General features: G+C 35.4%; 32 protein-coding genes. 15 read left to right on the forward strand and 17 right to left on the reverse strand.

Annotated elements, in window-relative coordinates; genetic code table 11:
* The first annotated feature begins 1 nt into the window (after position 1).
* Positions 2-343 carry a spore coat protein gene (locus tag WAK64_RS12500; protein WP_336587310.1) on the forward strand — a complete coding sequence of 114 codons (342 nt, stop codon included), beginning with the start codon at positions 2-4 and terminating at the stop codon, positions 341-343.
* A 137-nt stretch (positions 344-480) separates the two neighbouring features.
* Here the strand turns inward: WAK64_RS12500 and WAK64_RS12505 are convergent, their stop codons facing one another.
* The 3 genes from WAK64_RS12505 to WAK64_RS12515 form a co-directional block, all read right to left on the reverse strand.
* The gene (locus tag WAK64_RS12505; RefSeq protein WP_336587311.1) at positions 481-990 is read right to left on the reverse strand and encodes a GNAT family N-acetyltransferase; all 510 of its coding nucleotides are present in this window, start codon (positions 988-990) and stop codon (positions 481-483) included.
* A 59-nt stretch (positions 991-1049) separates the two neighbouring features.
* Entirely contained in the window at positions 1050-1604 is a 555-nt protein-coding gene (locus tag WAK64_RS12510; protein ID WP_336587312.1) for a class I SAM-dependent methyltransferase, read from the reverse strand.
* Positions 1605-1696: 92 nt separating this feature from the next.
* Positions 1697-1948: a YusU family protein gene (locus WAK64_RS12515; protein ID WP_336587350.1), complete on the reverse strand. Its 252-nt coding sequence runs from the start codon at positions 1946-1948 to the stop codon at positions 1697-1699.
* A 299-nt stretch (positions 1949-2247) separates the two neighbouring features.
* Between WAK64_RS12515 and WAK64_RS12520 the strand changes: the two genes are divergently transcribed.
* Positions 2248-2568, forward strand: a complete 321-nt coding sequence (locus tag WAK64_RS12520) for a thioredoxin family protein (RefSeq protein ID WP_336587313.1) — start codon at positions 2248-2250, stop codon at positions 2566-2568.
* 243 nt (positions 2569-2811) lie between these two features.
* Positions 2812-3231: an organic hydroperoxide resistance protein gene (locus WAK64_RS12525; RefSeq protein WP_336587314.1), complete on the forward strand. Its 420-nt coding sequence runs from the start codon at positions 2812-2814 to the stop codon at positions 3229-3231.
* Between the two features lie 170 nt (positions 3232-3401).
* Here the strand turns inward: WAK64_RS12525 and WAK64_RS12530 are convergent, their stop codons facing one another.
* Positions 3402-4481, reverse strand: a complete 1080-nt coding sequence (locus WAK64_RS12530; RefSeq protein WP_336587315.1) for an AI-2E family transporter — start codon at positions 4479-4481, stop codon at positions 3402-3404.
* 332 nt (positions 4482-4813) lie between these two features.
* Between WAK64_RS12530 and WAK64_RS12535 the strand changes: the two genes are divergently transcribed.
* The 6 genes from WAK64_RS12535 to WAK64_RS12560 all read left to right on the forward strand — a co-directional run bounded on the left by WAK64_RS12535 (position 4814) and on the right by WAK64_RS12560 (position 10423).
* Positions 4814-5233 (forward strand): VOC family protein, encoded by a 420-nt coding sequence (locus WAK64_RS12535; RefSeq protein ID WP_336587316.1) that lies wholly within the window; start codon positions 4814-4816, stop codon positions 5231-5233.
* A gap of 133 nt (positions 5234-5366) precedes the next feature.
* Positions 5367-6029: a haloacid dehalogenase type II gene (locus WAK64_RS12540; protein ID WP_336587317.1), complete on the forward strand. Its 663-nt coding sequence runs from the start codon at positions 5367-5369 to the stop codon at positions 6027-6029.
* Positions 6030-6619: 590 nt separating this feature from the next.
* Positions 6620-7240 (forward strand): hypothetical protein, encoded by a 621-nt coding sequence (locus WAK64_RS12545; RefSeq protein ID WP_336587318.1) that lies wholly within the window; start codon positions 6620-6622, stop codon positions 7238-7240.
* A 505-nt stretch (positions 7241-7745) separates the two neighbouring features.
* Entirely contained in the window at positions 7746-8540 is a 795-nt protein-coding gene (locus WAK64_RS12550; protein ID WP_336587319.1) for a GDSL-type esterase/lipase family protein, read from the forward strand.
* Complete coding sequence (locus tag WAK64_RS12555) at positions 8533-9450, forward strand: ABC transporter ATP-binding protein (RefSeq protein WP_336587320.1); 918 nt, start codon at positions 8533-8535, stop codon at positions 9448-9450. Before WAK64_RS12550 ends, WAK64_RS12555 begins: the two co-directional genes overlap by 8 nt.
* Entirely contained in the window at positions 9443-10423 is a 981-nt protein-coding gene (locus WAK64_RS12560) for an ABC transporter permease (protein WP_336587321.1), read from the forward strand. The genes WAK64_RS12555 and WAK64_RS12560 overlap by 8 nt, the downstream gene beginning before the upstream one ends.
* Positions 10424-10654: 231 nt before the next feature.
* Here the strand turns inward: WAK64_RS12560 and WAK64_RS12565 are convergent, their stop codons facing one another.
* Positions 10655-11926, reverse strand: a complete 1272-nt coding sequence (locus WAK64_RS12565; protein WP_336587322.1) for a glycosyl hydrolase family 18 protein — start codon at positions 11924-11926, stop codon at positions 10655-10657.
* 323 nt (positions 11927-12249) lie between these two features.
* Here WAK64_RS12565 and WAK64_RS12570 point away from each other — a divergent pair, with 323 nt between their 5' ends.
* Positions 12250-13314 (forward strand): DmpA family aminopeptidase, encoded by a 1065-nt coding sequence (locus WAK64_RS12570; protein WP_336587323.1) that lies wholly within the window; start codon positions 12250-12252, stop codon positions 13312-13314.
* Between the two features lie 441 nt (positions 13315-13755).
* On the opposite strand, the gene WAK64_RS12575 is transcribed toward WAK64_RS12570, so the two are convergent.
* From WAK64_RS12575 to WAK64_RS12610, 8 genes are all read right to left on the reverse strand, one after another.
* Positions 13756-14394, reverse strand: coding sequence for a Yip1 family protein (locus WAK64_RS12575; protein ID WP_336587324.1), 639 nt, complete (start codon positions 14392-14394; stop codon positions 13756-13758).
* Positions 14395-14747: 353 nt separating this feature from the next.
* Positions 14748-15206 carry a GNAT family N-acetyltransferase gene (locus WAK64_RS12580; RefSeq protein ID WP_336587325.1) on the reverse strand — a complete coding sequence of 153 codons (459 nt, stop codon included), beginning with the start codon at positions 15204-15206 and terminating at the stop codon, positions 14748-14750.
* A gap of 42 nt (positions 15207-15248) precedes the next feature.
* A complete protein-coding gene (locus WAK64_RS12585; protein ID WP_336587326.1) occupies positions 15249-15998 on the reverse strand; it encodes a class I SAM-dependent methyltransferase in 750 nt (249 codons plus the stop codon).
* Between the two features lie 305 nt (positions 15999-16303).
* Positions 16304-17251: a peptide-methionine (R)-S-oxide reductase MsrB gene (gene msrB, locus WAK64_RS12590; protein ID WP_419465944.1), complete on the reverse strand. Its 948-nt coding sequence runs from the start codon at positions 17249-17251 to the stop codon at positions 16304-16306.
* 170 nt (positions 17252-17421) lie between these two features.
* On the reverse strand, positions 17422-18480 hold the full coding sequence (locus tag WAK64_RS12595) for a sensor histidine kinase (RefSeq protein ID WP_336587327.1): 1059 nt from the start codon (positions 18478-18480) through the stop codon (positions 17422-17424).
* Entirely contained in the window at positions 18470-19177 is a 708-nt protein-coding gene (locus WAK64_RS12600; protein ID WP_336587328.1) for a response regulator transcription factor, read from the reverse strand. The genes WAK64_RS12595 and WAK64_RS12600 overlap by 11 nt, the downstream gene beginning before the upstream one ends.
* 3 nt (positions 19178-19180) lie before the next feature.
* Positions 19181-19837, reverse strand: coding sequence for a DM13 domain-containing protein (locus WAK64_RS12605; protein WP_336587329.1), 657 nt, complete (start codon positions 19835-19837; stop codon positions 19181-19183).
* Between the two features lie 383 nt (positions 19838-20220).
* Positions 20221-20835, reverse strand: coding sequence for a PH domain-containing protein (locus WAK64_RS12610; RefSeq protein ID WP_336587330.1), 615 nt, complete (start codon positions 20833-20835; stop codon positions 20221-20223).
* A 235-nt stretch (positions 20836-21070) separates the two neighbouring features.
* Here WAK64_RS12610 and WAK64_RS12615 point away from each other — a divergent pair, with 235 nt between their 5' ends.
* On the forward strand, positions 21071-22276 hold the full coding sequence (locus tag WAK64_RS12615; RefSeq protein ID WP_336587331.1) for an MFS transporter: 1206 nt from the start codon (positions 21071-21073) through the stop codon (positions 22274-22276).
* A gap of 106 nt (positions 22277-22382) precedes the next feature.
* Here the strand turns inward: WAK64_RS12615 and WAK64_RS12620 are convergent, their stop codons facing one another.
* The 3 genes from WAK64_RS12620 to WAK64_RS12630 form a co-directional block, all read right to left on the reverse strand.
* Positions 22383-22538, reverse strand: a complete 156-nt coding sequence (locus tag WAK64_RS12620) for a DUF1540 domain-containing protein (RefSeq protein ID WP_336587332.1) — start codon at positions 22536-22538, stop codon at positions 22383-22385.
* A gap of 163 nt (positions 22539-22701) precedes the next feature.
* Positions 22702-23325 (reverse strand): sterol desaturase family protein, encoded by a 624-nt coding sequence (locus tag WAK64_RS12625; RefSeq protein WP_336587333.1) that lies wholly within the window; start codon positions 23323-23325, stop codon positions 22702-22704.
* Complete coding sequence (locus WAK64_RS12630) at positions 23315-24010, reverse strand: GntR family transcriptional regulator (protein ID WP_336587334.1); 696 nt, start codon at positions 24008-24010, stop codon at positions 23315-23317. The genes WAK64_RS12625 and WAK64_RS12630 overlap by 11 nt, the downstream gene beginning before the upstream one ends.
* 320 nt (positions 24011-24330) lie before the next feature.
* Between WAK64_RS12630 and WAK64_RS12635 the strand changes: the two genes are divergently transcribed.
* From WAK64_RS12635 to WAK64_RS12650, 4 genes are all read left to right on the forward strand, one after another.
* Complete coding sequence (locus WAK64_RS12635; RefSeq protein WP_336587335.1) at positions 24331-24744, forward strand: (4Fe-4S)-binding protein; 414 nt, start codon at positions 24331-24333, stop codon at positions 24742-24744.
* A 46-nt stretch (positions 24745-24790) separates the two neighbouring features.
* Positions 24791-25066 carry a GNAT family N-acetyltransferase gene (locus WAK64_RS12640; protein ID WP_336587336.1) on the forward strand — a complete coding sequence of 92 codons (276 nt, stop codon included), beginning with the start codon at positions 24791-24793 and terminating at the stop codon, positions 25064-25066.
* A gap of 106 nt (positions 25067-25172) precedes the next feature.
* Positions 25173-26264, forward strand: a complete 1092-nt coding sequence (locus WAK64_RS12645; RefSeq protein ID WP_336587337.1) for a low temperature requirement protein A — start codon at positions 25173-25175, stop codon at positions 26262-26264.
* Positions 26265-26288: 24 nt separating this feature from the next.
* Positions 26289-26852, forward strand: coding sequence for an NADPH-dependent FMN reductase (locus WAK64_RS12650; RefSeq protein WP_336587338.1), 564 nt, complete (start codon positions 26289-26291; stop codon positions 26850-26852).
* A 47-nt stretch (positions 26853-26899) separates the two neighbouring features.
* On the opposite strand, the gene WAK64_RS12655 is transcribed toward WAK64_RS12650, so the two are convergent.
* Positions 26900-26992 (reverse strand): IS3 family transposase (locus tag WAK64_RS12655; RefSeq protein WP_336587352.1); only part of this gene is annotated, 93 nt, incomplete at its 5' end.

Consider the following 26992-nt stretch of genomic DNA (forward strand, 5'->3'; position numbering starts at 1 on the left):
GATGCAAAACCAACAAAATAATAAAATTCAGAACCCTGAAACCCAAGTACCTAAAACACCCAAAATGAATGATCGTGATTTTGTCAACGATCTTTTATCTACGGAAAAGTACTTAACCGATGCGTATTGTACCGCTTTAAATGAAGCTAGTCATCAAGCACTTTACCAAGACCTCTTAACGATTTTTAATGAAACACAAAATTCACAAAGGGAGCTCTATAACTGCATGTTCCGTCACGGATGGTATAAACTAGAGGCTGCCGATCAACAAAAACTTCAACAGTCCTATCAACAGTTCCAAGGTTACTCTTCTCAATTCCCTTATGGAAATCATATGCAATAATCGTTGATTTTCGTTCTTTTAAACAGTGTAGAGATCATCTCTACACTGTTTCATTCTCCTGAGTAAAATATAATGCTTACTCGATTCACACCACTTCTCGCCCACATTTCCAACTGCTTGAAAGCTTACGAATGAAGCTACACATATAATACATAGTATTTTAATTTCACATTTTGGCCATTCCATTCAATAGTTTCATCACTTAAGCGAAGATAGTTAAACCCATTTTTTTCTAATACCTTTTGAGATGAAATATTGTTCGTCGTTGTTTTGGCTTTTACCTTTTCGATACTAGAATTCCTTATTTGTTCAACTAAAAGCTGTAAAGCTTTGCTGGCAACTCCTTTCCCCGTAAATTCTTTTCCAATTCTATACCCGACACTAGCCTCATTTTTATGTTGATCGATATCTACCAAGTTCATTCGACCGACAATTTTATCTGTATTATTTTTGATTAGAAAAAAATACGATGAGTTTTTTTCTTGTTCTGCTAATAATTCTGTATGCCTTATTTTAAAATTCTGATACTGATAATAGTCTTCACCACGGCTAGGAACTAATTCCTCAAAAAAGCTTCTGTTTAGACATTCAAATGTATACAATTCTTCCGTATCACGTGCCGTTAACCTATCAATATATATATCCATTACACCTTTCCCTTTTCATCAATCTAGTAACAATCGAATTCTTCAATATAAAAACACATTCATTTTTTAATTGCGTCAATAATCAGTGACGGACATTGAAGCCTATCTCCTTGATTTCTAGGGTCATATTTTTTTGAACGATAGATTACACCGTCTTTCCCGTCCCATTCTTTGTAATGGAACTCTCCGTCACTTCCGCAATACTCCAATAATCTCACTTCAAACCCTGCTTTTCTAAACACTTCTGACAATGTGTGATAATTGTACACGATTTTATGGCTTGCAGCAGGATGATCTATAGGGCCTGGCCCTCCTATTTTCACGATATTTTGATATTCATCATTACGAAAATACCCATCTGGAACTGCACAACGAACATACCCTGATGTTTTTAAATATTTATAGCATCGCTTTGCTGCTTCAATTCCCTCATCATAGGTCAAATGCTCCCATACATGTTCCGCCAAGAAAGCTGCTATAGAACAGGTACTATATTTGTTTTTCCATGTAGTTTCATCTAATAAATTTAATTCACCTTCCTGTGAATGAACCCATCCAGGGTTATTATTATATTCCCCCGCCCCTAATACAATCTTAATCTCCTCTTGTTTCATGATTCCTTGTCTCCCACTATTCATTTCGTCTATTTTGATAGTGAACCTCTAATTACTCTATTCTCATGAATGAAATCAAAATTCCTCTATCTTTATTTATCCTTTCGATTAGTAGCTTCACGATGCTGTTCATTTAATTGCTTAATTTCGAGGATGAGTTTTTTCATTTCTGCCTTCCCTTCTGGATATAGTGTATTCCAATGTTTGACAAGGGGTGGCATAGATTTAGAGATATACGTGTAAAGGATCCACTTTTCAACTTTTTCCTTTAAATCTTCATTTGCTTCTCCAAGTAACAGCTCGGTATATTTTTCAACGAGTCCATCCACTTGTTGATAAAACATTTCTTTGTCCAATTTGGCTCACTCCTTTTCCTGGTCTATGTTTACATTAACAATCTTTTCTTTCGAGATATCTAATGATTAATGATAATTCAACAATTTTGCGAGAGAGAAATCCTTATTCTTATATTCAACCTACAAAGAGAATTTCCTGCTCTCACTGCATCTGACGACAAAGGATGTTTCCTTTCTTAGGAGACTTTTCTGACATAGTTCATTTTTTATTTTCTTATTCAAGAAGCATTTTTTTTGATTCTTTCAATAAACGTGGATACAATAAAATGGAATAGGAGGAGAACAGTATGGAAGCAATTAAAAGCACAGACGTATTCGAGCAACTCATCTCAAAACCTGAGCCCGTCTTAATCAAGTTTTTTGCTGACTGGTGTCCAGACTGTCGTCGAATGGATATGTTTATTGATGATATCATTAATGAATACAGTCAATACACTTGGTATGAATTAAACAAGGATGAATTACCAGAGCTCGCCGAAAAATACGATGTAATGGGTATTCCAAGCTTATTAATTTTTCAAAACGGTGAGAAAAAGGCACACTTACACAGTGCGCATGCTAAAACGCCAGACCAAGTAATTGAATTTTTAGATGGAGTAAAGCTTTAATTAATGCCCTTTACTTCTGTACGAGAAAAACCAACTGAACAATAACATTCAGTTGGTTTTTTGCGTTTTCAAACAGTGGATTTTTTACAATTACTGTGCAACGAAACAAAACGTTTTCTTCTAAATAAAATCTTAATCAAAACTTTTTTCATTTTGCACAATCTAATTACTTGCAATTAATTAAGGCTAAATGTATTATAAGAAATGAAAATACTTAACTATTAAATCTAGGAGGAATTAAACATGAATGCATTATATACCGCAAGTGCTACAACAGCTGGAGGACGCCAAGGGAAAGTTACTTCATCAGATGGTACGATTGACTTTTCTCTTTCCATGCCAAAAGGATTAGGTGGAGCAGGTGGTGAGGGAACAAACCCTGAACAATTATTTGCAGCAGGATATTCTGCTTGCTTTGATTCAGCACTCAACTTAGTAGCTCGTCAAGCACGTAAGCAAATTGAAAGCGAAGTAACAGCAGAAGTTTCAATCGGAAAAGACACAGATGGCGGCTTCGGCTTATCTGTTAACATGATGGTTACGATTAAAGGTGTATCACAAGAAGAAGCTGAGCAGCTTGTCAACACAGCTCACACTGTATGTCCATACTCTAAAGCTACAAAAGGAAATATTAGTGTAGACCTTACAGCTAAAGCAATCTAATAAAAAAGCGAGCTCAAATTGAGCTCGCTTTTTTATTCACTGTATTTGTATGGACACTACACGAATACCATCCACTTTTCTATAGCTTTCGGTTTCAGTTCATAAACGCTTCCTTCACCAAAATGACACAAAAATCCAAAATAGCCATCACGAATTACCTTCATAGTCCATTAACTAGAGACAATTAATTTATATAAATGAGTGACGACAGTCTTCGAGACCGCGTATACAGGAATCACAAAGATGATCCCGATAAAACCAATTAAATTTCCTGCAAATAAAATTAACACGATAATCGTTAATGGATGAATTTGTAAGGTTTTCCCCATGACTTGTGGCGAGATGATATTCCCTTCTACTTGCTGTGCAACTATCATGATGATAGCAACATAGAATACCATAATCGGATCTTGAAAAAGGGCAACCAATAGCGCTGGTATCACCGCAATAAACGGACCAATGAAAGGAATCACATTTGTAAACATTCCGAATAGCGCTAATACAATAGAATATTCAAGGTCAATAACTAAGTACCCTATTAACAAAAGAGTACCAATGCAAATACTTACAAACACTTGCCCCTGAATATAAGAGGAAATCGTCTTATCCATTGCCCCAAAAACATCCTTCACATCACTCCGTTTATTTTGCGGAAAGAATTTAGAGATAAAAGGAACAAAGCGATTACTATCCTTTAACATATAAAATAATATAAAAGGAACTAATATTAAATAAATAATCGTATTTACGATTCCCGTCACGAAAGAGATAATGCCTAAAGACCAGCTGGATATGTATCCTTCTATGTCATAGCTTTCAATATTATTACTTAAGTTTTTACTATAGTCTTTCAACGATTGAGGGATGATTTCTTCTTGATTTTCATTAACATACTCTACCACCTCTTTAATCGCTTCCGTCATTTCAGGAATATTTTGTACAAATCGATCTAACTGATCGTTCACAACAGGCCCAATAAGCCTCGTCATCCCGAATATCACTAGCACAATGGCAATATAGGCCGTAATGATGGCAATTCCCTTTGGCACTTTATTCCTTTCTAAATAACTCACCAACGGTCGACATAAATAAAATAATATTCCCGCTACGACAAATGGTAGAAAAATCGTTTTTAACAACACCGTTAACGGAGTAAAGATAAAACTCACTTTATCTAATAAAAAAATAATGATTAAGCTTAAAATGATGGCAATCATCGACCGAAACCACCGCTTATTTGTTAGTGACATGATTTCTCCTCGCAATCTACTCTTTTTTATTACGCTTATTATACCATTTTTATCTATTTTTCTAGAGACTATTCACCTAATTATGAAACGAATGGTCAATAGAGTGGAACAACTTGCATGATTAATCACTCGTTCTCCGTCATAACGCATGCAACAACTATTTTCTTACAAGCGAGGTATAGTAAGATTCAGAAACCATGTAATAAATCTCTATTTTTCGCAAAAAATGAAGATTACAATCGAAAATAATCGAACAAACGTTCTTGTTTTGTAGCTTCATTCGATATATAATAAGGATTGCAAGTCCCACTTTTTAAAAGGATGTGTGTGAAATGAACTCTCAAGCAACCCCATACTTAACATTTAACGGCCAAGCAAAAGAAGCATTACAGTACTATAAAGACGTTTTTGAAGGGGAGATTTCTTCCATTCAAACATTCGGTGAAGCAGATTTCCCAACACCAGCAGAGGCAGATGACCTCGTTATGCATGCTCGATTTATGAAGGGAGAATTCATACTCATGTTTTCTGATGCCTTCTTAAATCAACCCGTTACAACAGGCAATAATATCTCATTAGCTCTTGAATTGGATAGTGAAGAAGAAATTCAAAAAATTTACTCCCGTCTATCTGAAAAGGGCACAGTTTTAATGGAGCTTCAGGATACGTTTTGGGGAGCAAAATTTGCCAAAATTAAAGATTGCTTTGATGTAATCTGGGACTTAAACTATACAATCCCTACTTCTAAATAGCGCTGGCACACAAAACGGACGAATGGACTAGATTCGTCCGTTTTGTATGTTCAGCTACCTGGGTCATACTGTCTAAAAGCTACTGATTTATAATTAGGAATGTTCACCAATAATCTTCTGATGGAGGGTACTCATGAATCCAAACATGAAAGCCATTATTTTTGATGTATACGGTACGTTATTCGATGTTTATTCCATCACATCTAAATGTGAAGAGCTTTATCCTGGAAACGGCGAGAAAATGAGCACATTATGGCGAAAGAAACAGCTGGAATACGCTTTTCTTTGTCAACTTATGGACAAATACAGATCATTTCTTTCCATCACCCGTTCATCATTAAAGTATGCGTTAAACGAATTACAATTACTTTATAATGAGGAAAGTGAAAAAATATTGCTTGAAGCCTATAAGCAATTAAGTCCTTTTCCAGAAGTTGAATCGGTCTTACAGCAACTACAGAATAAGAAGAAGCTTGTTGTATTTTCGAACGGATCACATGATATGCTAGAGCCCCTTGTTAAGACATCTACACTCTCACCGTATATTGATGACATTATTAGTATAGATGACGTTAAACAATATAAACCAACTCCTGCTTCCTACCTTCATGCTTTAAGAACATTGGGGTACGAAAAAGAAGAAATTTTATTTGTATCTTCTAATGGATGGGATATAATTGGGGCTACAAATTTTGGATTCAAAACAGCTTGGGTTAATCGGAAAAATTTGCCTCTTGATGAATTAGATACTTTGCCTCATTTCATGTTCCGAGATTTGTCAGGAATGCTGAAATAGGAAATGCTATTCAAACCTTGGACTACAGAACCTAATAGTTTTGAGGTCGTTAACTTCTCTACAGATTAGTTTTAATTTTAGTAGTTATCAATTGGACATCTTTTTAGATATATTTCTACTATACCCTGTTTAAAGAAGTGACTCCTCCTAAAAAGGTAAATTTACCCTTAACAAGAGTGAAGAATAATCAGCATCTAGACCCCTACATCTATACTCATATAAATGACATTCCCTATTTTCCAAACTGAGATAATACTTTAACCATAATTAATTGCTTTTGGAATAGATCCTCCCATAAACACACTGAATTTTGTTATGTAATCCTGAAATAACCCTTACTACTTCCCTTTTAATTATGTTATAGACAAGAGAAAGATAGGCCTACAATTAAAATCTTATTGGTGGTAATTAGCAAACATATTTTACTTAGATGATTAAATAGATCGCTTAGTATGACCCTGTTTAGTGAATTGATAAAAGCCCATTCACTAAAAAGTAATTGACACTTATTACTAACCATGTTATAAATTAACTGTAATATTTGTTACAAAAACGTAATAATAAAGTTAATTTTTGGGAGGGTATTTAACATGAAAAAGAAAGGTATAATTTTAATTCTGACTGTTTTTTTCCTAATTACTTCTGCATTTTATTACCATGGTGCTCCAAGTGAAACGAAAGCTACCCAATCTCCAGGATCAGCACAATCTACCGAAAATACTTCCACGAATGAGATAATAGACTCGTCAAGTGAAAATTATGCTTTAGCTGATGGAACAGATTCTATAACAAGCACAGATGAACTAGTTAAGGCAGATGATATTAACAGCCTAAGTACAACTTCTAATAAGGTAAACCTCATGGATAGTGAAAAATTTGCTGACTTAGCAAAGATAGCAACAAAGCACAACGGAATCCTATATGGATTAGAAAGCTCGGATATTTTGTTTATTGAGAGAGAAGATAATGAAGTGATTTTTGTTATTAATCTCTTCCATACAAAGGCTGCGTTAGAGTATTCTGATATTCAAATAGATTACTTTAAAGAATATATCAGTGATTTTACAGATAAAGGAATAATTGAAAATATTAAGTTAGTAGAAGATACACACGGACAGATAGAAGCAAAGTTTGAAATCGGTGGTTATAGCATTTATACTGATGAAAATTACTTACATGTCATATATGATGACTATACGGTGAATAATTAATCGGGTTTTAACCGAGAAAAGTCCCTTTTATTAAAGAAGGGGCTTTGTTTAATTTAATTCGAGAAACGTTATTAGCATATTCCTTACTTTTATCAGGATAGATTTTTTTTTCTTCCTATCTAGCCTTTTCATTTAATTACTGGTAATCGGGACAAAAGCACCCTATACTTGTTCCTCTTTCCTCAATAAAAAGGATGTTTTATTGCACAACATGGTGACTTGGTCGAAATCTTCACTATTCTCCCTTTCAAGGTTTTCTAATCGATGATAAAATTCACTTTATTTGGCTACAACTTCCACTAATGAACGGATAGTAGGAGCATTCTTTAACTCTCAAAACAGTCTGATTTTATAATCCCATTAGTTTATTACTTACTATTATTCAGTTCTTTTTGAAAAGTAATCTAGCTTACTGAAATCGAAATTCTTTACAAATAAGGTTAGATTACATACGTTATAAATAAACTATTACATTCGGATTCTTGAAGAAAGGATGATTCCGACAATGAAACTTGTCAAAATAATTGCTATTTCTGCCCTACTCTCTACTATATTATGGTCATCTGGAGTTATTTTAACTTTAAACAATTATTTTTTTAGTAGTACCTCTTCTTTCAGTGCTAAACAACAGTCTAGTAATGAATTATTGCCTTCTAGCGACCTACTAATAGTTGGTCTAGGAGACTCCCTCACTCGTGGAACTGGTGATACCACTGGAAATGGATACATATCTTATATGCTGGAAGACCTTACTCAAAAGTCCAGTCAACCGATTCAATTATCAAATTTGGCTATTAAAGGCTATACCTCTCAACAACTAGTAGAACAAGTTCAACAATCCGAAGTACAGCGCCAAATTCAACAATCTACTATTATTTTATTATCAATAGGTGGGAATGACCTTTTTCAAGGCGGGGAGGCACTGATGAATGTTTCAGAATCCTCCATCGACGTTTCTGTCAACCAGTACATAAACAACCTTAATAAAATATACTCGACATTACGCAGCCTAAACAAGCATGCAACGATCTTTCATATTGGGCTTTATAATCCTTTTAGCGAATTAGACCATTCAGCCCTTACCTCGAGCGCCGTCCGTGATTGGAACTTTAAAACAGAAGAGTTAGCTGCCACTTATAAAGATATCATTGTAGTACCAACATTTGATTTGTTTCAACTCAATGTCCAAGACTATTTATATAGCGACCAATTTCATCCTAATTCGAAGGGATACCAATTAATAGGAGAACGTATTTCATCACTGATCACTTTTCATGAGGAGGAAAAAGGGAATGAATAACCAAAAGCCTACATTAACTGTGAATAATTTGCAGAAGAAAATTGGTAAAAGAAACATTATAAACAACATTTCCTTCCAACTTCAAGAAGGGGAAGTATTTGGCTTTTTAGGTCCGAACGGTGCTGGAAAAACTACAACCATTCGGATGTTAGTTGGATTGATAAAGCCCACCTCTGGTGAAATTTCAATTTGTGGCTATAATTTACGAAAACAGTTTACAAAAGCCATTCGCAATATCGGTTGCATTGTCGAAAATCCAGAATTATATTCTTATCTAAGTGGATGGGAGAATCTCCAGCAATACGCTCGAATGGTTCCGAACATTACGAATGAACGAATCCAAGAAGTCGTCACACTTGTCGGACTGCAGAATCGAATTCATGACTTGGTCAAAACGTACTCACTTGGTATGCGTCAACGCCTCGGAATTGCGCAGGCTCTCTTAGGAAAACCAAAGGTGCTTATATTAGACGAACCAACGAATGGCCTCGATCCTGTAGGGATTCGTGAAATGAGACAATTTATCCGTAATTTAGCAGAAAAAGATAAGATTAGTATTCTTGTATCCTCTCATTTACTTAGTGAAATTCAGTTAATGTGTGATCGTGTTGCGATTATTTCTAAGGGAGAAATTATCACTGTTGACTCGGTTGAACAACTACTTGCTCAAAAAGAAAGAGTTGCTTGGGAGTTAAGCCCTCTTACTGAAGGAAGACGCATTCTTTCAGAAGAAACAACCATTATTTTTGAAAAGGAAGGGACATTGATTACCCCAAATGAGGAAAAGAGAATAGCTAAAATTAATAAAAGGCTAGTCAGTGAAGGTGTGAAAGTTAGTGGCATTCACACCACTATCCCAACGCTAGAAGATTTATTTATCGAATTAACCGGGGGTGAGTCCATTGATTAACCTTCTTCATAATGAATTGATTAAACTTGTTCGGAAGAAACGGTTATATGTCGTAATGGGAATTATAACCGTTATCGTCGCCATGTTTACATATGCCCAAATGAAAGAGGCCAAAACGTTTCAAGAACGATTTGGTTCAATGGATTGGCAATCTCAACTTCAACAAGAGATTATCGATACACAAAATCGTCTCAATTCAAATGGTATTTCAGATGAATGGAGACAATATTTACAGATCCAAGTCAGTCAGCAAGAATACTATCTTGAAAACAACATTAACCCAGCAGCACCTGGCGCCCCTACATTTATGCGAATGTTTATCGAAAATTCGATAGACTTATTTTTACCCTTATTAATTGTTATGGTAGTGGCCGACCTTGTGTCGTCTGAGGCAAGTGGTGGAACGATTAAACTTTTATTAACTAGACCTGTGAAAAGATGGCGTATTCTATTTAGTAAATTTTTGACTATGGTTTTATCGGTATCATTTATTGTTTTACTGTTAGGGACGATTTCTTATGGGGTTTCCGGTTTAGCATTTGGATATTCCGGGTGGACAATGCCCATTTTAACAGGATTTTCTGTCGAAGGTGAGGAGCTCGTTACTGAAAATGTTCACTTAATTGCTCAATGGGAATATTTATTAATGGAGTTTGGCCTCGTTTGGTTTGTCGGTATCATTGTCGGCTCGTTAACGTTAATGCTTTCCGTATTAATACGCAGTACAGCAGCTGTTTTTGGTGTCATGCTAGCAACCCTTATATCTGGAGCTATTTTGACAAACATGGTATCATCTTGGGAAAGTGCAAAGTACTTTTTTATGGTAAATTTGCGTATGACTAATTTTATAAATGGTACGGGAGCACCAATTGAAGGAATGAATCTCGGCTTTTCGATGAGTGTTTTAACCATTTGGGGGGCAATAGCTCTTATTATTGCATTCATTTCGTTTACCCGCAGTGATGTGTATTAAATGATGATTTTCATTTACTAAATACTTCAAACACCTACTCCTTCATTCTTTTTATAAGAAGGGGTTTAGGTGTTTTTTGATGTAAACCGAAAAGCATCGATATAGTAATGCTGAAAAAAGTAAGGGAAATACAAAAGCTGAACGTACTCATTCTATGACACTACGTTATAAAGGGCGAAAGGGCTAACTTTGCTAATATGAAACAACGTTTTAGCTCGGTCTACAATTTACTCACTTATGCTCAATGGTAAACATTTCACTCATTAACGATGCAAGCTGTGGAAATTCAAGCCTTATTTGCCAAAACCCTACCCCTCTCAATCCATATTCTCGTACTAGCTTAAATTTTTCATTCATACTTTTTACACCTTCAAACCAAACAATGTGTTTTTTATCCTCTTGATCGATATACTCTATCCAAGAGGATGCAGATTCAATATCATACTTTATCGGGAGTTGATATTGAATAGCCATTTGAGTTACTGCATGGGACGAAAAGGCAGTAGCCTTCATACCAGATGAGAAAGGAACGGTCCAATTGTAACCGTATAATGCGGTTCCTAAAATAATTTTATTTCTTGGAATTTGTGTAACTGCTAAGTCAAGGGCTGTTCTTAGTCGATTAATGGGGGCAATTGGACCAGGTTGGCTAAACATCCAATGGAAATCATAGGCCATAATAAAGACAAAGTCCATTGTTGGTGCAATGGCTTTGTAATCTAACCCTTTATGGACTCCCTCATACTCCTTTGCTAGTAATGCAATAGTGGTAAGATAGCCCTCCGCTTTCATTCGCTCGTTTAGCAATCTGCAAAAATTAGAAAATAAGTCTCTATCCCTTTCAGACACTGCTTCAAAATCAACATTAACACCAGAGTATTTTTTACTTGATACTACTCGATAAATGTTTTCTATTAATATCTTCGTATTTTCTGATGAGGATAATACGTTATGAATAATCTCCTCGTCAAATGCTGTGATTGTTGCTAATGGGACAATTTGTTCTTGTATTAAAACATTAACTGCACTTTCATCTTGAAGCTCACTAAGATTGCCTTCTTCCTGCAGCTGATAATCAAATATAGGAACATGTGTTAGCCACGGCGAAAATGTCGCTATTTCTTCCTCTAAAGGAATTGTATTCCTTAATGTTATATACCCCATATCTTCAGAAGACTTAATTGGCGCATAGCCTACGCTATGCGCAGAATATATTGGAAGTTTTGGAAGTGTTAACTGCATTCCTGGGTAAATCACGTATGGGTTTTTCATTTCATTTGTATCTATTAGAGCTTGAGTAGATACATTGGTCATCTCAGAAATTTTGTATAAAGTGTCACCAGGCTGAACAGTATATATATTTGTCCGAATCAGAAGAGATTGACCAAGTACGATATTATTCGTTAAAAGGCCATTAATCTTCATTATTTCATGGTAGGAAACACCATATTTTTCTCCAATCGAATATAACGAATCTCCCTGTTTCACAGTATAAATAATCATTTCTCAGCCCCCTAAACCCTTCCTTAAGAAGTAGGAATTTTTCAATAGTGGTTTGTTCCTATAAAAACATAAAACATGAAAACATCCCTTTAAATTTATTCTTTAAGCCATTTTATATACCATTGATTGTTGCTAATTTAAATTGATAGGTACGTAGCCAATTTTTCTCCCTCGTTTAAGAATACCCTTCTGTTTTTATAAGATAGAAAGAAATCAATTTTTCTAGATGTTCTAAATATAGAAATTCCTTATAATTGAATAAACTACTTGAATAGATTGAAATTGTAGTGTCGTTATAATAATGAGATGAAAGGCGGATACGTATGTTAGGCCAGAAAAGAATAAGAGATTACGGAGTAAAAATAGGCCGGTTACAAACAGGAGAATTCAACTCCATTACCGATCTAAAAGGAGTAAAAGTTGGACATGTGACTCTAAGCGATAAGGAGATGCAAACAGGCGTTACAGCAATCGTCCCTCATCAAGGAAATATATTCAGAGAAAAATTAATCGCCTCAAGTCATGTTATAAATGGGTTCGGAAAAACGATGGGGACAATTCAGTTGAAGGAGCTAGGAGCAGTAGAAACGCCCATCATTTTAACTAATACATTAAGTATTGGTACGGCAGCCGATGCATTAATAGAACATATGCTAGAACAGAACCCGGAAATTGGCCGTACAACAGGAACCGTTAATCCGATCATATGTGAATGCAATGATATGCTACTAAACGACATACGTGGTAGATTTGTTAAAAAAGAGCATATATTCGAAGCGTTAGTAAATGCCTCATCTGAGTTTAAGGAAGGGACTGTTGGCGCAGGTACGGGTATGTTATGTTATTCTTTAAAAGGAGGGATTGGTACTTCCTCACGATTAATGCCATTAGAACACGGAACCTATACGATGGGCGTTTTGGTATTATCTAACTTTGGAATTTTAAGTGACTTAAACATAAATGGCAAAGCGGTTGGAGAAGAATTGCGAGCGGCTATTCTCGATTCGTACGAGGAAAAGGATAAAGGATCTATCATAATAGTTGTTGGAACAGACCTTCCTGTAACAGACAGACAGTTAAACCGTATGATTAAACGAGCAGTAACAGGGTTATCTCGTACAGGCTCTATTATGACCCATGGCAGTGGTGAAGTAGTGATTGGCTTTTCTACAGCAACAAAAATCCCTCATGAAAAAACCACTCATTGTCAGGTTATTTCAACGATCCATGAAGAAGAAATGGACATGGCGTTTAGAGCTGTCGGAGAGGCTACTGAAGAGGCCATTCTAAATTCATTGGTAACGGCTACTCATGTTGTTGGACGTGATGGAAATGAAAGACCCGCATTTAAAGACCTAATTGCTAAATTTAATATTGAAATAAAATAATGTGCTATACATTATAGTGTGGCAGACTGAGATTAAATATCCTATATTGACCTAGTATTGGTCACTTTTATTCACGCACATTTAGTATTTCCTATTCCATGAAGCTCTCTCTGATGTATTTATATGGTAGTAAAGAGTAAGGGCTTTCCCTTCTAGGAAAGCCCTTATTTATGAGCAAGACCCTTTAAAGATAAAAGACAAACAACTTCATCCTCTACCTTTTTAACATTTCCATCAATCCCTTAGACAATTAAGTAATTTACTCTTTTCACTAGTTATCTCATAGGTTATTATTGCACTTTATAAAAAATGGATGAAGTCATCCTCTTTGATCAAAACTCAGCATTTTTGCTTAAGTAGTATAAGGTAAGAAACTGATTTTCAAACGTCTACTAATTACTTGCTTTGCATCAATTGGATAAGACGAAAAAGAAGACTTCTTTAAAAAGCTAGTACTAGTCCAATCACAAAAATTATTATAAGTAAGAAGATCATTGGGATTAGTACAGTTAGAAAAGCTTTCCATGCAGAGAACTCGTGAGCTTCTCCTATACATTTTAACGTAATAAAGAAACCCCAAATTCCAATAATTAAATCGATTAACCCTAGTGGCCAAGAGATTAATGCCAAGATTATGTTACTCTCAATGGTTGACGTATTAGTGGTGAAATTTTCAAAACCAAACAAAGCTAGTAATGGGATCCAAACGATTACCAAGGTATATACATAAGGAATAAATGAATAGGCTAAAGCATAACGGACTCTTTCAGTCGTTCCATCCCCTCCAAGCGATCTTCCTATCCATGCTATTAAAGGTGGACTGACAAAATAATATAACAGAAGAGTGATGATAAAGTACATAAGAGAATTAAGCAATAGTAACGACGCCCATCCTTCTTGTACCTCATATGAACCCGTAGCATTATCTAAAGTCATGACTAAAACACCTAAGAAAAATAAAAGAAATATGTGTTTCCCACCGTTTTTATACACTTGCTTCATCGTATCTCTTGGCCTCGTCCATATCGATAGCCAAGGATTCAACTGTTGTGTCACATTATCTTCTGTTGTATTGACCAATAAAACCACTCCTTTTTTTCGTTACAGGCAATAGTAAGCATACAAAGAACTTCCTATTGCAAAGCACTTAATTTGTATTTTACCATAATATAATCAACGTTCTTCATAAAATGTTTAACGTTGGTTCAGTTTTTTAAAAGAAAATACTGCTTGTTTTTTACTAAAACTCAAATCATTTTGTCCAAAATCAAAACAAGCACCTTAAGCCACGAATTAGGTGCTTGTTATTATACTTTTACATTTAACAGAGAGACCCACTATTGAACGAACCAATTAGACTGTCCGAAGAGTTCATCAAACAAAACGATACAATTTTCTAGTCGTTTTACTTAAAAAAGTCTTTCATAAAAGATCTAATAGAAACAATATTCATTAAGGTCAAGTTTTAAAAAAATCTCATCGGAAGATTCGAGACCTGTCTCTGTAACTTTAAACCCCGCAGCTTTGTATAAATAAATCGCATGATTATTTTCAGGATGGATACTTAGCCAGATTTCTTTATTCTCATAATCACGTTTAATTTGTTCGATTATTTCTATTAAAGCCAATTTACCATAGCCCATTCCTTGATGGCTCTTATCTATCATCAATCTTGTAATATTCATATCTCCATCTTCGTCAAGCACATACGCAGCAAACCCTACCATTAGATTCCCTTTGTATATTCCAAAAATATGCATATCCTCAACGAATTTTGATTCCGCAAGTGTGTACACATTTTGGGGTAAATACCGCTCTTGCTTCTCATCTAATTTTAATGAGATACATTCTTCCCAATTATATTTATTAATTGCTCTTAATTGAATACTCACCGTCTATTCTCCTTAAATATTGATGGACGAACAACTTAGATTTTACTTCTTTGCTATGATCATAAACCGTTTTGAATTCGTTCGAATCCCCTTCTTCGTTCGATTCTCTTCAATAAACTTCTTTACAATCTCCATATCATGATGTCTTTTTCCGAAGTTAGGGATGATCGGTGTATGCATTAATAGAAATAAGAGGTCTTCTGTCCTATGATAATAATTATTCGCATTATAATCATAGGCTTTTACGTCTGAAAAACCTGCCTCTTGTAATTCCTTCATATATTGCGCTTTTAACATTCCATCCTTTTCTTTTAAGGATTGCCCACGACCAAATGCTTGTTTGAGATTTAATTTGTCTTCTTCACTCACTTGCTGAGTTAAAAAGGTTCCACCCTTCTTTAACACCTTTGACACTTCTTTTGAATCAAAAGGAGCATGGCAACATGAAACGATATCAAAAAATTCATCAGGAAATTGTAGGTCAGCTGAAGATACCTGACAAAAGCGGACATTTGAGACATCTGATTTCTTCAGATTAGTTTGAGCAGTCTCAATCATCCCACTGGAAATATCCACTCCCACTAAAAAATTTAATGAAGAAGCTATATTGATTACATTCTCTCCTCCACCTGTACCGATATCAAGAAGTACATCCGAATGTTTGCATTGATTCAATACTTGTTCGTAAAAATCCCACTTTACTCCTTCTGAAGTACACTTCAGCTTACTAAAGTTCCAACCGTTTATTTTTCCAACCTTGTCATAAAATTCTTTATATTCCATTTCATTCATCTTCATTATCTCCCTTTCAAATATAAAAACCAAGGCTATACGGCTAGCAAATAAGCAGACCAGTGCCTTGGTTTTATCGTAATGTAATGACTAACGCACTGTTCAAAGATTTAGTTTTCTTATAAAAGGGCATACTTCCCCCTTTTTAGCTGGTACGCGTTTTATCCAGCCCGAAAACTAAATACTTCGAACACAACGAAAAGACATTCCACTCACACTCCAATTTGAAAGATTTATTTCATTATAATTCAGAAAACTCACTTTGAAAAGGTAAATTTTAAAAGAAAAAAAGATGAGCATCATGCTCATCCTTCAAATAAGTGTGTGAATTCACTATATCCTTCTTCTTCTAGCTTATCTTTTGGTACAAATCTCAGCGCGGCGGAATTCATACAATAGCGAAGTCCAGTTGGTTCTGGCCCATCTGTAAATACATGCCCTAAATGAGAATCTGCATGTCTACTTCTCACTTCAGTTCGAACGACAAACAATTTTCGGTCCTCAACTTCAACTATATTTTCTTCAACTAATGGCTTTGTAAAACTTGGCCACCCTGTTCCACTTTTATATTTATCAGTTGAGCTGAACAATGGTTCTCCTGACACAATGTCGACGTAAATTCCTTCTTCTTTATGATCCCAATATTCATTATCAAAGGCTTTTTCTGTTTTATCTTTTTGTGTAACGTTATATTGAATATCCGTCAATTTTTCTTTTAATTCTTCATCCGTAAAGCTTGGATAAACGGATTGTGTCTCCAACTTAAGCTCTCGATCCTCTCCCCATGCTTCATCAAGAAAATCATCTCTACCTGAATTATTTCGGTAAAATTTATAGCTTAAATTATTCTTTTTATAATAGTCTTGGTGGTATTCTTCCGCCTCGTAAAAAGTTTTGGCTGGTCGGATATCAGTGACAATTTCCTGCTGAAATCTTCCGGTATCGGCAAGCTCCATTTTCGATTTATCCGCTTGCTCTTTTTGCTCGTCATTATGATAAAAAATTGCACTTGCATATTGGGGACCTCTATCAACAAATTGTCCTCCTTCATCTGTAGGGTCAATTTGTCGCCAAAACACTTGAAGAAGCTGTTCGTACGAAATGATTTTTGGATTGTATTGAATTTGAACCGCTTCAATATGACTTGTTTGTTCAGAAGACACCTCGTTATAGGTAGGATTCACTTCATCCCCTCCCGTATAACCTGAAACAACAGAATATACTCCGTCAAGCTTTTCAAACGGAGGCTCCATGCACCAAAAGCACCCTCCTGCAAATGTTGCCACCGCAAGATCTTCCGAAGTTTCAATCGATTGGACTGGTTCACTACCTAGCGATTTTTGTGTTAAACTTGCATACAGTTTAGGTCCAAAAAAAGCAGCGAGTGCAAAAAAGAAGAGTCCAACGACGACATATCTTTTTTTCAATGTATTTCCTCCTCCTTCTCACTGTTTGAAATAGGAACTTCAAACCAAAACTTACTTCCACTAAACCCATCACTTTGTACACCTATCTGACCGTGATGCAATTCAATAATCTCTTTACTAATGGATAACCCTAATCCAGAACCACCGTATTGCTTACTACGTGATTTTTCCACCCGATAGAAACGTTGAAAAATAGAGTCCTGTTCTTCGACCGGCACACCTTTCCCTTCATCCGAAACAGAAAAATAAAAATTATTGTTCTGTTTTTTCACCGTCACCATAATATTTGTTTTTTCAGGAGAGAAAGAAATGGCATTTTGAATAAAATTCGTCATCACCCGTTTAATTTGTAATGGCATGATTGCCACCATTGAAATGCGATCATCGAATTCAACCTTAATTTCTATTTCCTTTTCAGCTAACTTTCGTTCAAATTGCTGCAGCGTTTCCACTACAAGCTGGTCTATTGACGTCAAAACCGGTTGAAATGGAACTTTTTTATTTTCGAGCTGCGAAAGCTGTAGAACTTCTTCAATAAGAAAACTAAGCTTTTCTGTTTCAGCTAATATCGTATCGTAATAGCGCTTCCTCGTTTCAGCATCTTCAATAATATCGTCATTTAACGCTGCAACGAACGAATGTATTGAGGATAAGGGAGTTCTTAAGTCATGTGACACATTCGCGATTAACTGACTCTTAAACTGTTCAGATTGTTTCATCTCCTGAAACATATCATTTATTTGCTGTGACATATGATTGAAATTATTGGCAAGTTTCTTTATTTCCTCAGGCCCTGCCTCCGTCACCTTAATGTCAAACTCCCCTTTGGCCATTCGTTCTGCCTCAGCCGTCATCTGCTGGACTGATTTAAAAAGCGGGGAAGTAATAAACCAATAAACGGCAGAAGACAATAAGCCAGCTCCCAGCGTAATTCCTGTAAGGAGCAATATAATATCATCATCGATAAACATTTGATCATAAGAAATGATAAGAAAAACAAAGAGTAACAAAAAGGAGCTACCATTCGCAATGATTAATAATGTTCTAAGCTTCATGATGGTGAGTTCCTTCAAATTTATAACCAATTCCCCAAACCGTCTTAATAAACTGAGGGTGAGAAGGGTCCGCTTCAATCTTTTCACGTAGCCTACGTACATGAACATTAATTGTATTGGCATCCCCGTTATATTCATAGCCCCATAGCTTATCAATTAGCTGAGATTTTGAAAATACTTGAGATGGGTGCTCAGCAAGTAGTGCTAACAGATCGAATTCTTTTACAGTCAACTCAATTTCATGCCCAGATACCGTCACTTGTCGTTTACTACGATCAATCATTAATTCGTTTGATCGAATGATGTTCTCCTGATCCGCTTTTTGATGATTTGAATACGTACGACGTAAAACATTTTTAATTCGTAGTAGTAATTCACGCGGACTAAACGGCTTGGTAATATAGTCATCTGCACCAATCGTTAAGCCATAAATACGATCTTGCTCTTGACCGAGCGCCGTTAGCATAATAATCGGGGTTTCCTGCTCCTGGCGAATCAATTCAGCTACCTGCCAGCCATTCATAATTGGCATCATAATATCGAGTACGACAAGGTCAGGCTGAAAATCTTGAAATTTTTTAAATCCATCCTCACCATTTGTTGCCGTTTCGACCTCGTAGTTTTCTCTCACAAGATATCGAGCACAAACATCAAGTATATTTTCTTCATCATCGACTAGTAGCACCTTTTGTTTCATGTATTACTCTCCTTTATTTAGCTCAGCATATCCAAAATCTACATCAAATTGTTTACACCAAATCACAATTTGCATTCCTTCCATTAATTTTGTTCCTTCTGGAAGCTCATAGTTTTGATTTCCTATATTCCCTTTCAATTTACCAAGTGATATGCCGTCTTTTGTTTCTTGACCTTCTTTTACCAAGTATACACGTAAATCTGGGCCATTTGTCACTTCGAAGTTCTCTAAACGAACGTAACCATTTTCCACCTTCACATCACCTGATGCCTTGTGAGAAGAGTCAGCATCCTTAAACGTTCCCTTGAACACGTTTGCCATATCATCTTTCATTTCTTCATCTTTCATATCATCTTTCATCTCTTCGTCTTTCATATCATCTTTCATTTCTTCGCCTTTCATATCATCTTTCATTTCTTCGTCTTTCATATCATCTTTCATTTCTTCGCCTTTCATATCATCTTTCATTTCTTCGTCTTTCATATCATCTTTCATTTCTTCGCCTTTCATATCGTCCTTCATTTCATCAGACTTTTCTGAACTACTACCTGCTACTATCGGGGCTTCATCGACCACTTTATCAATAAACAACGGCGAAACCAAATACCATCCCATCCCTAACACTACTATTGTACCTACTGCAATAATCCATTTTTTCATTTTACTCTCTCCTTGCTTTATTTGATATTCTTAGTGTAGTGAACAGAGTTTATCGAACCATAACAGAATTCTTAACAAATTCTTAAACATGAAATAGTCATTCCGAAGTAATAAATATGAAAAATGTTAGAGAAGGATAGGAAGAAAGGATTATGTAGAGAGAATACAAAAGAATTTGGAGATAATATTTTTTTATTTGGTCCATTTTTTAACGTAAGGACAAAGAACGATTCATTGTCTGAACAACTGTTAACCTTATCGTGCAAACGAATTCCCCTGTATTCCAGTGACTAATGTTTACTTCCTCAATCCATTCTTTATCATTATTTCACTCCTGCAACTTTTGGTAACAAAAAAATTGCCGCAAGGCGGCAACTTTCCACTTAATTATTAATATATTTTTCAAATACTTCTCCAAAGTCCTTCACATGATACTGTCCATGTACTGATGTTAACCATGTAAAACCAAAATCCGTTAATTCACGGTACGTATTCGCTAAATTTGAATCATCTGTTCTTGAGTTTTGCAACACCGAAACGGCTTTATCTAAACTTTGAGAGGCCATCTTAATATATAATTCGTTTTCGGCTGTAAGCTCAGATATCTGAATCAGAGCCTTATATAAATCTTTTAACTGTTCAATTTGGTCTTTTCTTACGTCAATATCAAAGTTGATTGGCCCTATATTAAATTTTATTTCAACATCCATATCGATTTTTCCAGCTGTTTCAAGTACGACCCCAGAAATTTTATGTTGAAAATAAGGATAGCGCTTTAGTGTTCGCTTGGAAGAAATTGCACTTTCACCATCGACATGGATAAGGGCAAGATTTGTAAAGCAATATTCATCAGCTTTCGTCTTAATTAAAAAATAAATTTTTTCATTATCTTCATGCATAACGTAATCATCAGCATCCGTTTTATCATAATCGACTGGAGAAATAATGGTACCAATATCAGATATCCCTAATGCGTCAGCAGCAATTTTTTTGAACACGATTTTCTCATCTCCTCAAAAATATTATCTATCTCACTCAGTTTAACAAGGGGGTCGAACAATTGACACTACTTTCTGCTGGATGGTGAGGGCCTCCACACGAAACATCCCACCTGTTTAACCAACCAAATCCCATCTTAGAATACTGATGATTTATACAGAATCAACCATTTAATTATCCTATTATTTGTAGTATATTTAGAGAGTCGAAATAAATAGTTGAGAGGGTTTTACCATGTGGAAAAATAAAAATGTTTGGATATTACTACTTGGGGAATTTATTGCAGGATTAGGACTATGGCTTGGAATTATTGGTAATTTAGAATTTATGCAAGCAAAAGTACCCTCTGATTTTGTTAAATCTCTCATTCTTGCATCAGGGATACTTGCAGGATTGGCAGTTGGGCCTTTGGCTGGGCGTATTACAGATCAAGTTCGAAAGAAAACCGTCATGCTCATAGCTGGATTCTTCCGATCTGTTAGTGTCTTAATTATGTTAATAGCCATTGAAACCAATTCCGTCATATGGATGATTGTGTTCTTAGTCAGCATTCAAATTTCTGCGGCTTTTTATTTTCCCGCTCTTCAAGCAGCGATTCCATTAATAGTGAAAGAAAAAGATTTACTTCAATTGAACGCCATTCACATGAATGTCTCTACTTTATCACGGATTGCAGGGACAGCAATCGCTGGCCTTTTTGTTGTTATTATGTCACTATCTACGCTCTATCTACTATCCCTTATTGCCTATTTAGGGTTATTCATCATAACATGGTTCCTTACGATAAATGAAACGGTATCAAAAACAACCCTTTCAAGTGAAACGAGAAAAAAAGGGGGATTTAAAGAGGTATTCCCCATCATTAAAGGGCTCCCAATTGTATTCATGACCCTTGTTATGACACTTATCCCTCTCTTATTTATAGGTGGATTTAACTTAATCGTAATCAATATAAGTGAACTGCAGGATAGTGCTTCAATTAAAGGATGGATTTATGCTACTGAAGGTATTGCATTTATGACTGGTGCCTTTATTGTCAAAAGAATTAGCGGAAAACTATCTCCTTATAAAATTCTTTTTGGTTTTTCATTTGTCATCGGCATTTCACAACTAATGCTATATTTTGCTCAAATTCCGTGGATGACAGTGCTTGTTTTTGCTATTTTCGGTTTTTCAGTTGGCTGCTTTTTCCCGACTGCTTCCACTATTTTTCAAACGAGAGTCCCAAAGGAATTTCATGGTCGATTTTTCTCATTCAAAAATATGCTTGATCGTTTTATTTTTCAAGTTGTGTTACTCCTCACTGGATCACTATTAGATTTAATTGGCTTGCAACTAATGGGCATTTTGCTTGGCATTCTTTCCATTGTTATGACATCCTTCTTCTTTTCAAAGTTTAAACAATACCGAAAAAATAGGATGTTGAAGGAAGCAAGCTAAAGTTAAACACACCTATTTAGGTGTGTTTTTTGTATAATAATGATTATTATTATCAATAATATAAAAGCGAGACAATCACGCGATTGATTGTCTCACCATTTTTCTTCTATACTCCTGGTTCAAATGTCTTACAATCTGTTTCTTCACTATTACTTGCTTTATTTCCCTTATGGCTCACAACAAAAATCTCTGAAGCACCACATTTTTTCCCGTGCTGATTATACACACAGTTCATAACTTCACACAATACATCTTGTGCCATTCCTTCTCACCTCCTCTGTTTTAGAATTCACCTTAAAGGAAAAGCTCATACATCATAACGAGATGAATTCTAAGTCATCCAAATTTCCCTAAGAATCCATAAAAAGGACGCCCTTTGTCTAAAAGGCGTCAACTTTACGTATTAGAAAAAATCAATTGTTCATTTACCCATGTGCTCTTTTCTCTAAATCCTTTGCTGTTTGGCTAGTCTCTACATCCTTTTCATCTTTTAATGTTCCAAATAGGACGTCTACAAAAGGATTTGAAACACCATACCAATAGTTTTCATTTTTAAAATGATGAAGAAGATGAATCTTCTTTAGCCATACACCAAATTTTGTCTTAGGCTTAATAGGTCGATGAGCAATATAGTGTTTCCATTCATACATCAATAGCATACAGATTAGCCCTAAGCTGAAGGCAAATGTCCACATAAGGTTACTCGTAATAAAATAAAAGATTGTCGCTAAAACAAATAAATTAGGCAGGCTGTACCATATAGGTAAAAATAACAATTTTAAATCATTTGGATACTTATGGTGATCATAATGTAAGCGCTTTAATAAATTTAGAAAAAAAATATTTTTAGGCGCCTTTAAATGAAATAAAAAACGATGTGTTAAATACTCACTAAACATAAATGTTACAAGACCGACTAAAAAGAATAAGGAAATTGTTCCAATACTTTCCTGTACAAAGACATAACTTGCAATACCAATAAATACACATACCATAATAAAAATATCCGGATGTAAGAAGAAATCACGGTATAATCCTTTAGATTTCATGCTTTTCCCCCCTTGTTTTTTCTTTCCATAACGCCAAGCTTGATTTCATCATTTCTCTTGTAATTTTTTCTGTCAGTTCTAAGTCATTTTGAAAAAGTGAATCAAGTAATGCCTCATAATATTTTCTTGATAACTTCCGATAAATCTCTTCACTGAAATAAGTTTCAGCCATTTTAGGATAGACGTCATTAAAGCTGTTAAGGAGTAATAAATAGACCGGGTTAGGAGATAAACTGGCAAGGCTTCGCTGTAAGTTCCAGTCATAGTCCGCAAAATGTTTGGGATCCTCTCCTAATTCATCCATGTTGGACAATAACGAAATTACCTTAAGTCGATGCGTAGACGCTGCATCTTTTGTATATGCCGGGGTAATGGAGATACGTAACTCTAACATGTGTTGGAAAAAATGATGTGGAATATTTTCATATAGCTGAATCATTCTAACGATTGTCATCAAATTACCACTACTCAAGTAATCATTTACTATAGGTGGCATTCCTTTACGAAGCGCAATCCAACCATCTCGTTCTAATCGCTGCAATACTTCTCTTATTGTCGGCCTCCCTACTTGATAATGTGTAGCAAGGTCTCTCTCTGACAACAACGCTTCTCCTGGTTGTATTACACCTTCTAAAATAGACTCTAATACTTTCCTTTCAATTAAGTCTGTTGAACGTTCACTCACAAAATCACCTCCCCTTTGGTAATACCATAAATACATATTGGTATTACCAATTATACTACATAAGGATCAGATTATTCTATCTTTTTCTAAATTGCATACTATTATATGCGTTTCTGACAAAACAGCTACATACTGTCAAGGGATTATTATCCTAATTTTATATATTCTTAAATTAGATATCTTTAATTGACAATATTTTTGTAGTTTTGTATGATACTTATTAAGTTCAAATGCACTAATAGGTATGTTGTATCGTTCGATTGGCTGTTTAGCTATTATTTCCTAAAGAAGATACTTCCAATTTAAAGGAGTGAGTTGAAATGAAGGTAGAAAGCAAACGATATACCGGAAAATCCATTGATGTTCTTTTTCATAAGGAAAGATGTATTCATGCTGCGAAATGTGTTAGGGGATTACCTGAAGTATTCAACTTAAAGGAAAAACCGTGGGTGAATGCAGATGGAGCAACCGTTGATAAAATAGTGGAAGTCATCGAAAGGTGTCCAAGTGGAGCATTAGAGTATGTACGTAAAGATGGAGGAATGCAAGAAAATCCCGCTGAAGAAACAACAATTAAAGCTACTGCTAATGGCCCTATCTTTATAAAAGGACACCTCTCGATTAAGCAAAAGGATGACACCATTGCATGTACACGTGCAACTCTTTGTGGCTGTGGTTCATCCAATAATCGCCCGTTTTGTGATAATAGTCATTTACATGAAAATAAATCGTGAAAAATCAAAATAAAGTGGAAACCGTTGTAAAAAATAGGAGGTAACGATGAAGAAAATCATTAAAGAAGAGAATCGTTTTTTTATTGAAGAGGCAGGTCAAATGATCGCAGAAATTACGTTTGTTGAAACAGGGACAGAACGACTTATCATTGATCATACTTTCGTATCAGAACAACTACGGGGGAAAGGCATTGCGGAAGCTTTAGTGGAGGAGGTTGTACGCTTAGCAAGAGAAGAAAAGAAAAAAATTATTCCTCTATGCCCTTTTGCTAAAAGTCAGTTTGATAAGAAATTCGACTATCATGACGTTCTTGCTAAATAATGTAGCTCAAGTCTTATATGGACCACACCATTCGACTGTGTGAATACCTAAAGTAGAACTTATAGCTATTATAGCACCAGACGATGAAACGAAAGAGGTGATAATAGTGGAAGAAAAAAAAGTAACCTGGCTCGAATTATTTTATGATTTGGTTTATGTAGCAGCTATAGCAACTACAACACATGTACTGATTCATGTAGAAGACGGCGTTATTCACGCGGAATATATATTTAAATTTTTCATTATGATGATTCCTATCTGGGGAGCTTGGACAGGTCAAACGGTATTCATTAATCGCTTCGGCAAGGATTTTGTTCATCAACGTTTGTTTATGATCATGCAAATGTTCTTTGTCCTTATTATGACATCCAGTTTATCGGTTGATTTCGATACCTATTACCTTCCATTCTTAGTAGGCTACATTGGATTAAGAATACTGACTGTAACGCAATATATTGTCGTGTCGCGGTATGAAACTGGACCTAAACAAAAGGTTGCCCTCTATTTTGGAAAATACTTTTGGATTGGCATTATCATTGGCTCTTCATCCATATTTTTCGATTCATGGATTCGATATTTCGTATTTTTCCTAGGCATATTTGTGGATATTTTACTCCCTATTATTGGAAGGAAATATGTAGTAAATGCTCCAATTAACATTGGACATTTATTAGAACGATTTGGACTTTTAACCATCATTCTCTTTGGTGAATCGATTATCAGTACCATTGTCGTCCTACAACCTGAAAAGGGTGACTGGGAATCCATTGCTTACTCTGCAATTGCATTTGTTGTGATCATCGCGATGTGGTGGCAATATTTTGATAACATTGATAAAAAGGTAGACAAGTCTATTAAAACTGCAGGTCAATCCATTATTTATGGGCATTTAATAATTTTTCCAACATTAAGTATGATCGCAGCATCTATTAACATGGTTTATTCATACGAGTTAAACTATTTCTTTATGATCGGCTTTGTTTTTATATCCGTCATACTCTATTTTCTGGCAACAACAATTGTTTTTCACTTGTATAGATACAAACATCACCGTTTAAAAATTTTCCATCTTGGATTATTTACAACTTTATTATTAACCATGTTGATCATTGATTTCATTTTCGTTGTGCCAAAGCTTATCCTAATGGCTCAATTAGCAATATTCTTTATTGTATATGCAAAAGTTACTACAACTTAATCTACATTATTGGAGGAATTACCTTTGGATACTCAAAAAATAAACGTATTAGGCTTTGCAGGGAGTTTACGTAAGGATTCATACAATCATGCTCTACTTCGTGAGGCTGCTAAGCTTGCTCCTGACAACTTGGACATCATTGATTTTGATTTATCAGACATTCCTATGTTTAATGAGGATCTCGAAAAACAAGGAGACCCTTCGATTGTTACTGAATTTAAGGAGGCAATTCGCCAGTCTGATGCCCTATTTATTGTAACACCAGAGTATAATGGATCAATACCAGGGGTATTAAAAAACGCAATCGATTGGGCCTCAAGAGGTGGTAAAGAAGCACCCCTATTGAAGAAACCAATAGCAATAATGGGGGGAACTCCCGGTCGAGCTGGTACGGCTCAAGCGCAGGCTCAACTGAGACAAGTCTTAACTTCTACTCGTTCACTCGTTATGATAGAGCCACAAGTATTAATTTCCGGCGTTCATGGATTATTTGATGAACAAGGACAATTAACTGATGAAAGAACTAGTCAATATATTCGCAGACTACTCGATTCATTAGCAGATTGGACGAGTATATTAAATAAATAATCAAAAAACCGCCGATCGGTAGTGACCCCTGAAAGTTAGAGTTTTAGTTATACTGCTATTAGGTTGGTTTGAGTTCGGTATTGTACTGGACTTAAGCCAGCCAATTTTACTTTTATTCGGTCGTTATTATAGTAATCAAT

The sequence above is a fragment of the Bacillus spongiae genome (assembly GCF_037120725.1).
In the GTDB taxonomy this organism is placed as follows: Bacteria; Bacillota; Bacilli; order Bacillales; family Bacillaceae_K; genus Bacillus_CI; species Bacillus_CI spongiae.

What these genes read in the sequence shown, in the direction of transcription:
- WAK64_RS12550 (WP_336587319.1), top strand. Translation starts at nt 7,746, where the DNA reads ATGAAACTTGTCAAAATAATTGCTATTTCTGCCCTACTCTCTACTATA.
- WAK64_RS12510 (WP_336587312.1), bottom strand. Translation starts at nt 1,604, where the DNA reads ATGAAACAAGAGGAGATTAAGATTGTATTAGGGGCGGGGGAATATAAT.
- WAK64_RS12525 (WP_336587314.1), top strand. Translation starts at nt 2,812, where the DNA reads ATGAATGCATTATATACCGCAAGTGCTACAACAGCTGGAGGACGCCAA.
- WAK64_RS12565 (WP_336587322.1), bottom strand. Translation starts at nt 11,926, where the DNA reads ATGATTATTTATACTGTGAAACAGGGAGATTCGTTATATTCGATTGGA.
- WAK64_RS12500 (WP_336587310.1), top strand. Translation starts at nt 2, where the DNA reads ATGCAAAACCAACAAAATAATAAAATTCAGAACCCTGAAACCCAAGTA.
- WAK64_RS12615 (WP_336587331.1), top strand. Translation starts at nt 21,071, where the DNA reads ATGTGGAAAAATAAAAATGTTTGGATATTACTACTTGGGGAATTTATT.
- WAK64_RS12595 (WP_336587327.1), bottom strand. Translation starts at nt 18,480, where the DNA reads ATGAAGCTTAGAACATTATTAATCATTGCGAATGGTAGCTCCTTTTTG.
- WAK64_RS12545 (WP_336587318.1), top strand. Translation starts at nt 6,620, where the DNA reads ATGAAAAAGAAAGGTATAATTTTAATTCTGACTGTTTTTTTCCTAATT.
- WAK64_RS12555 (WP_336587320.1), top strand. Translation starts at nt 8,533, where the DNA reads ATGAATAACCAAAAGCCTACATTAACTGTGAATAATTTGCAGAAGAAA.
- msrB (WP_419465944.1), bottom strand. Translation starts at nt 17,251, where the DNA reads ATGGAGCCTCCGTTTGAAAAGCTTGACGGAGTATATTCTGTTGTTTCA.
- WAK64_RS12585 (WP_336587326.1), bottom strand. Translation starts at nt 15,998, where the DNA reads ATGAATGAAATGGAATATAAAGAATTTTATGACAAGGTTGGAAAAATA.
- WAK64_RS12625 (WP_336587333.1), bottom strand. Translation starts at nt 23,325, where the DNA reads ATGAAATCTAAAGGATTATACCGTGATTTCTTCTTACATCCGGATATT.
- WAK64_RS12535 (WP_336587316.1), top strand. Translation starts at nt 4,814, where the DNA reads ATGAACTCTCAAGCAACCCCATACTTAACATTTAACGGCCAAGCAAAA.
- WAK64_RS12635 (WP_336587335.1), top strand. Translation starts at nt 24,331, where the DNA reads ATGAAGGTAGAAAGCAAACGATATACCGGAAAATCCATTGATGTTCTT.
- WAK64_RS12600 (WP_336587328.1), bottom strand. Translation starts at nt 19,177, where the DNA reads ATGAAACAAAAGGTGCTACTAGTCGATGATGAAGAAAATATACTTGAT.
- WAK64_RS12540 (WP_336587317.1), top strand. Translation starts at nt 5,367, where the DNA reads ATGAATCCAAACATGAAAGCCATTATTTTTGATGTATACGGTACGTTA.
- WAK64_RS12620 (WP_336587332.1), bottom strand. Translation starts at nt 22,538, where the DNA reads ATGGCACAAGATGTATTGTGTGAAGTTATGAACTGTGTGTATAATCAG.
- WAK64_RS12640 (WP_336587336.1), top strand. Translation starts at nt 24,791, where the DNA reads ATGAAGAAAATCATTAAAGAAGAGAATCGTTTTTTTATTGAAGAGGCA.
- WAK64_RS12530 (WP_336587315.1), bottom strand. Translation starts at nt 4,481, where the DNA reads ATGTCACTAACAAATAAGCGGTGGTTTCGGTCGATGATTGCCATCATT.
- WAK64_RS12570 (WP_336587323.1), top strand. Translation starts at nt 12,250, where the DNA reads ATGTTAGGCCAGAAAAGAATAAGAGATTACGGAGTAAAAATAGGCCGG.
- WAK64_RS12520 (WP_336587313.1), top strand. Translation starts at nt 2,248, where the DNA reads ATGGAAGCAATTAAAAGCACAGACGTATTCGAGCAACTCATCTCAAAA.
- WAK64_RS12515 (WP_336587350.1), bottom strand. Translation starts at nt 1,948, where the DNA reads ATGTTTTATCAACAAGTGGATGGACTCGTTGAAAAATATACCGAGCTG.
- WAK64_RS12505 (WP_336587311.1), bottom strand. Translation starts at nt 990, where the DNA reads ATGGATATATATATTGATAGGTTAACGGCACGTGATACGGAAGAATTG.
- WAK64_RS12605 (WP_336587329.1), bottom strand. Translation starts at nt 19,837, where the DNA reads ATGAAAAAATGGATTATTGCAGTAGGTACAATAGTAGTGTTAGGGATG.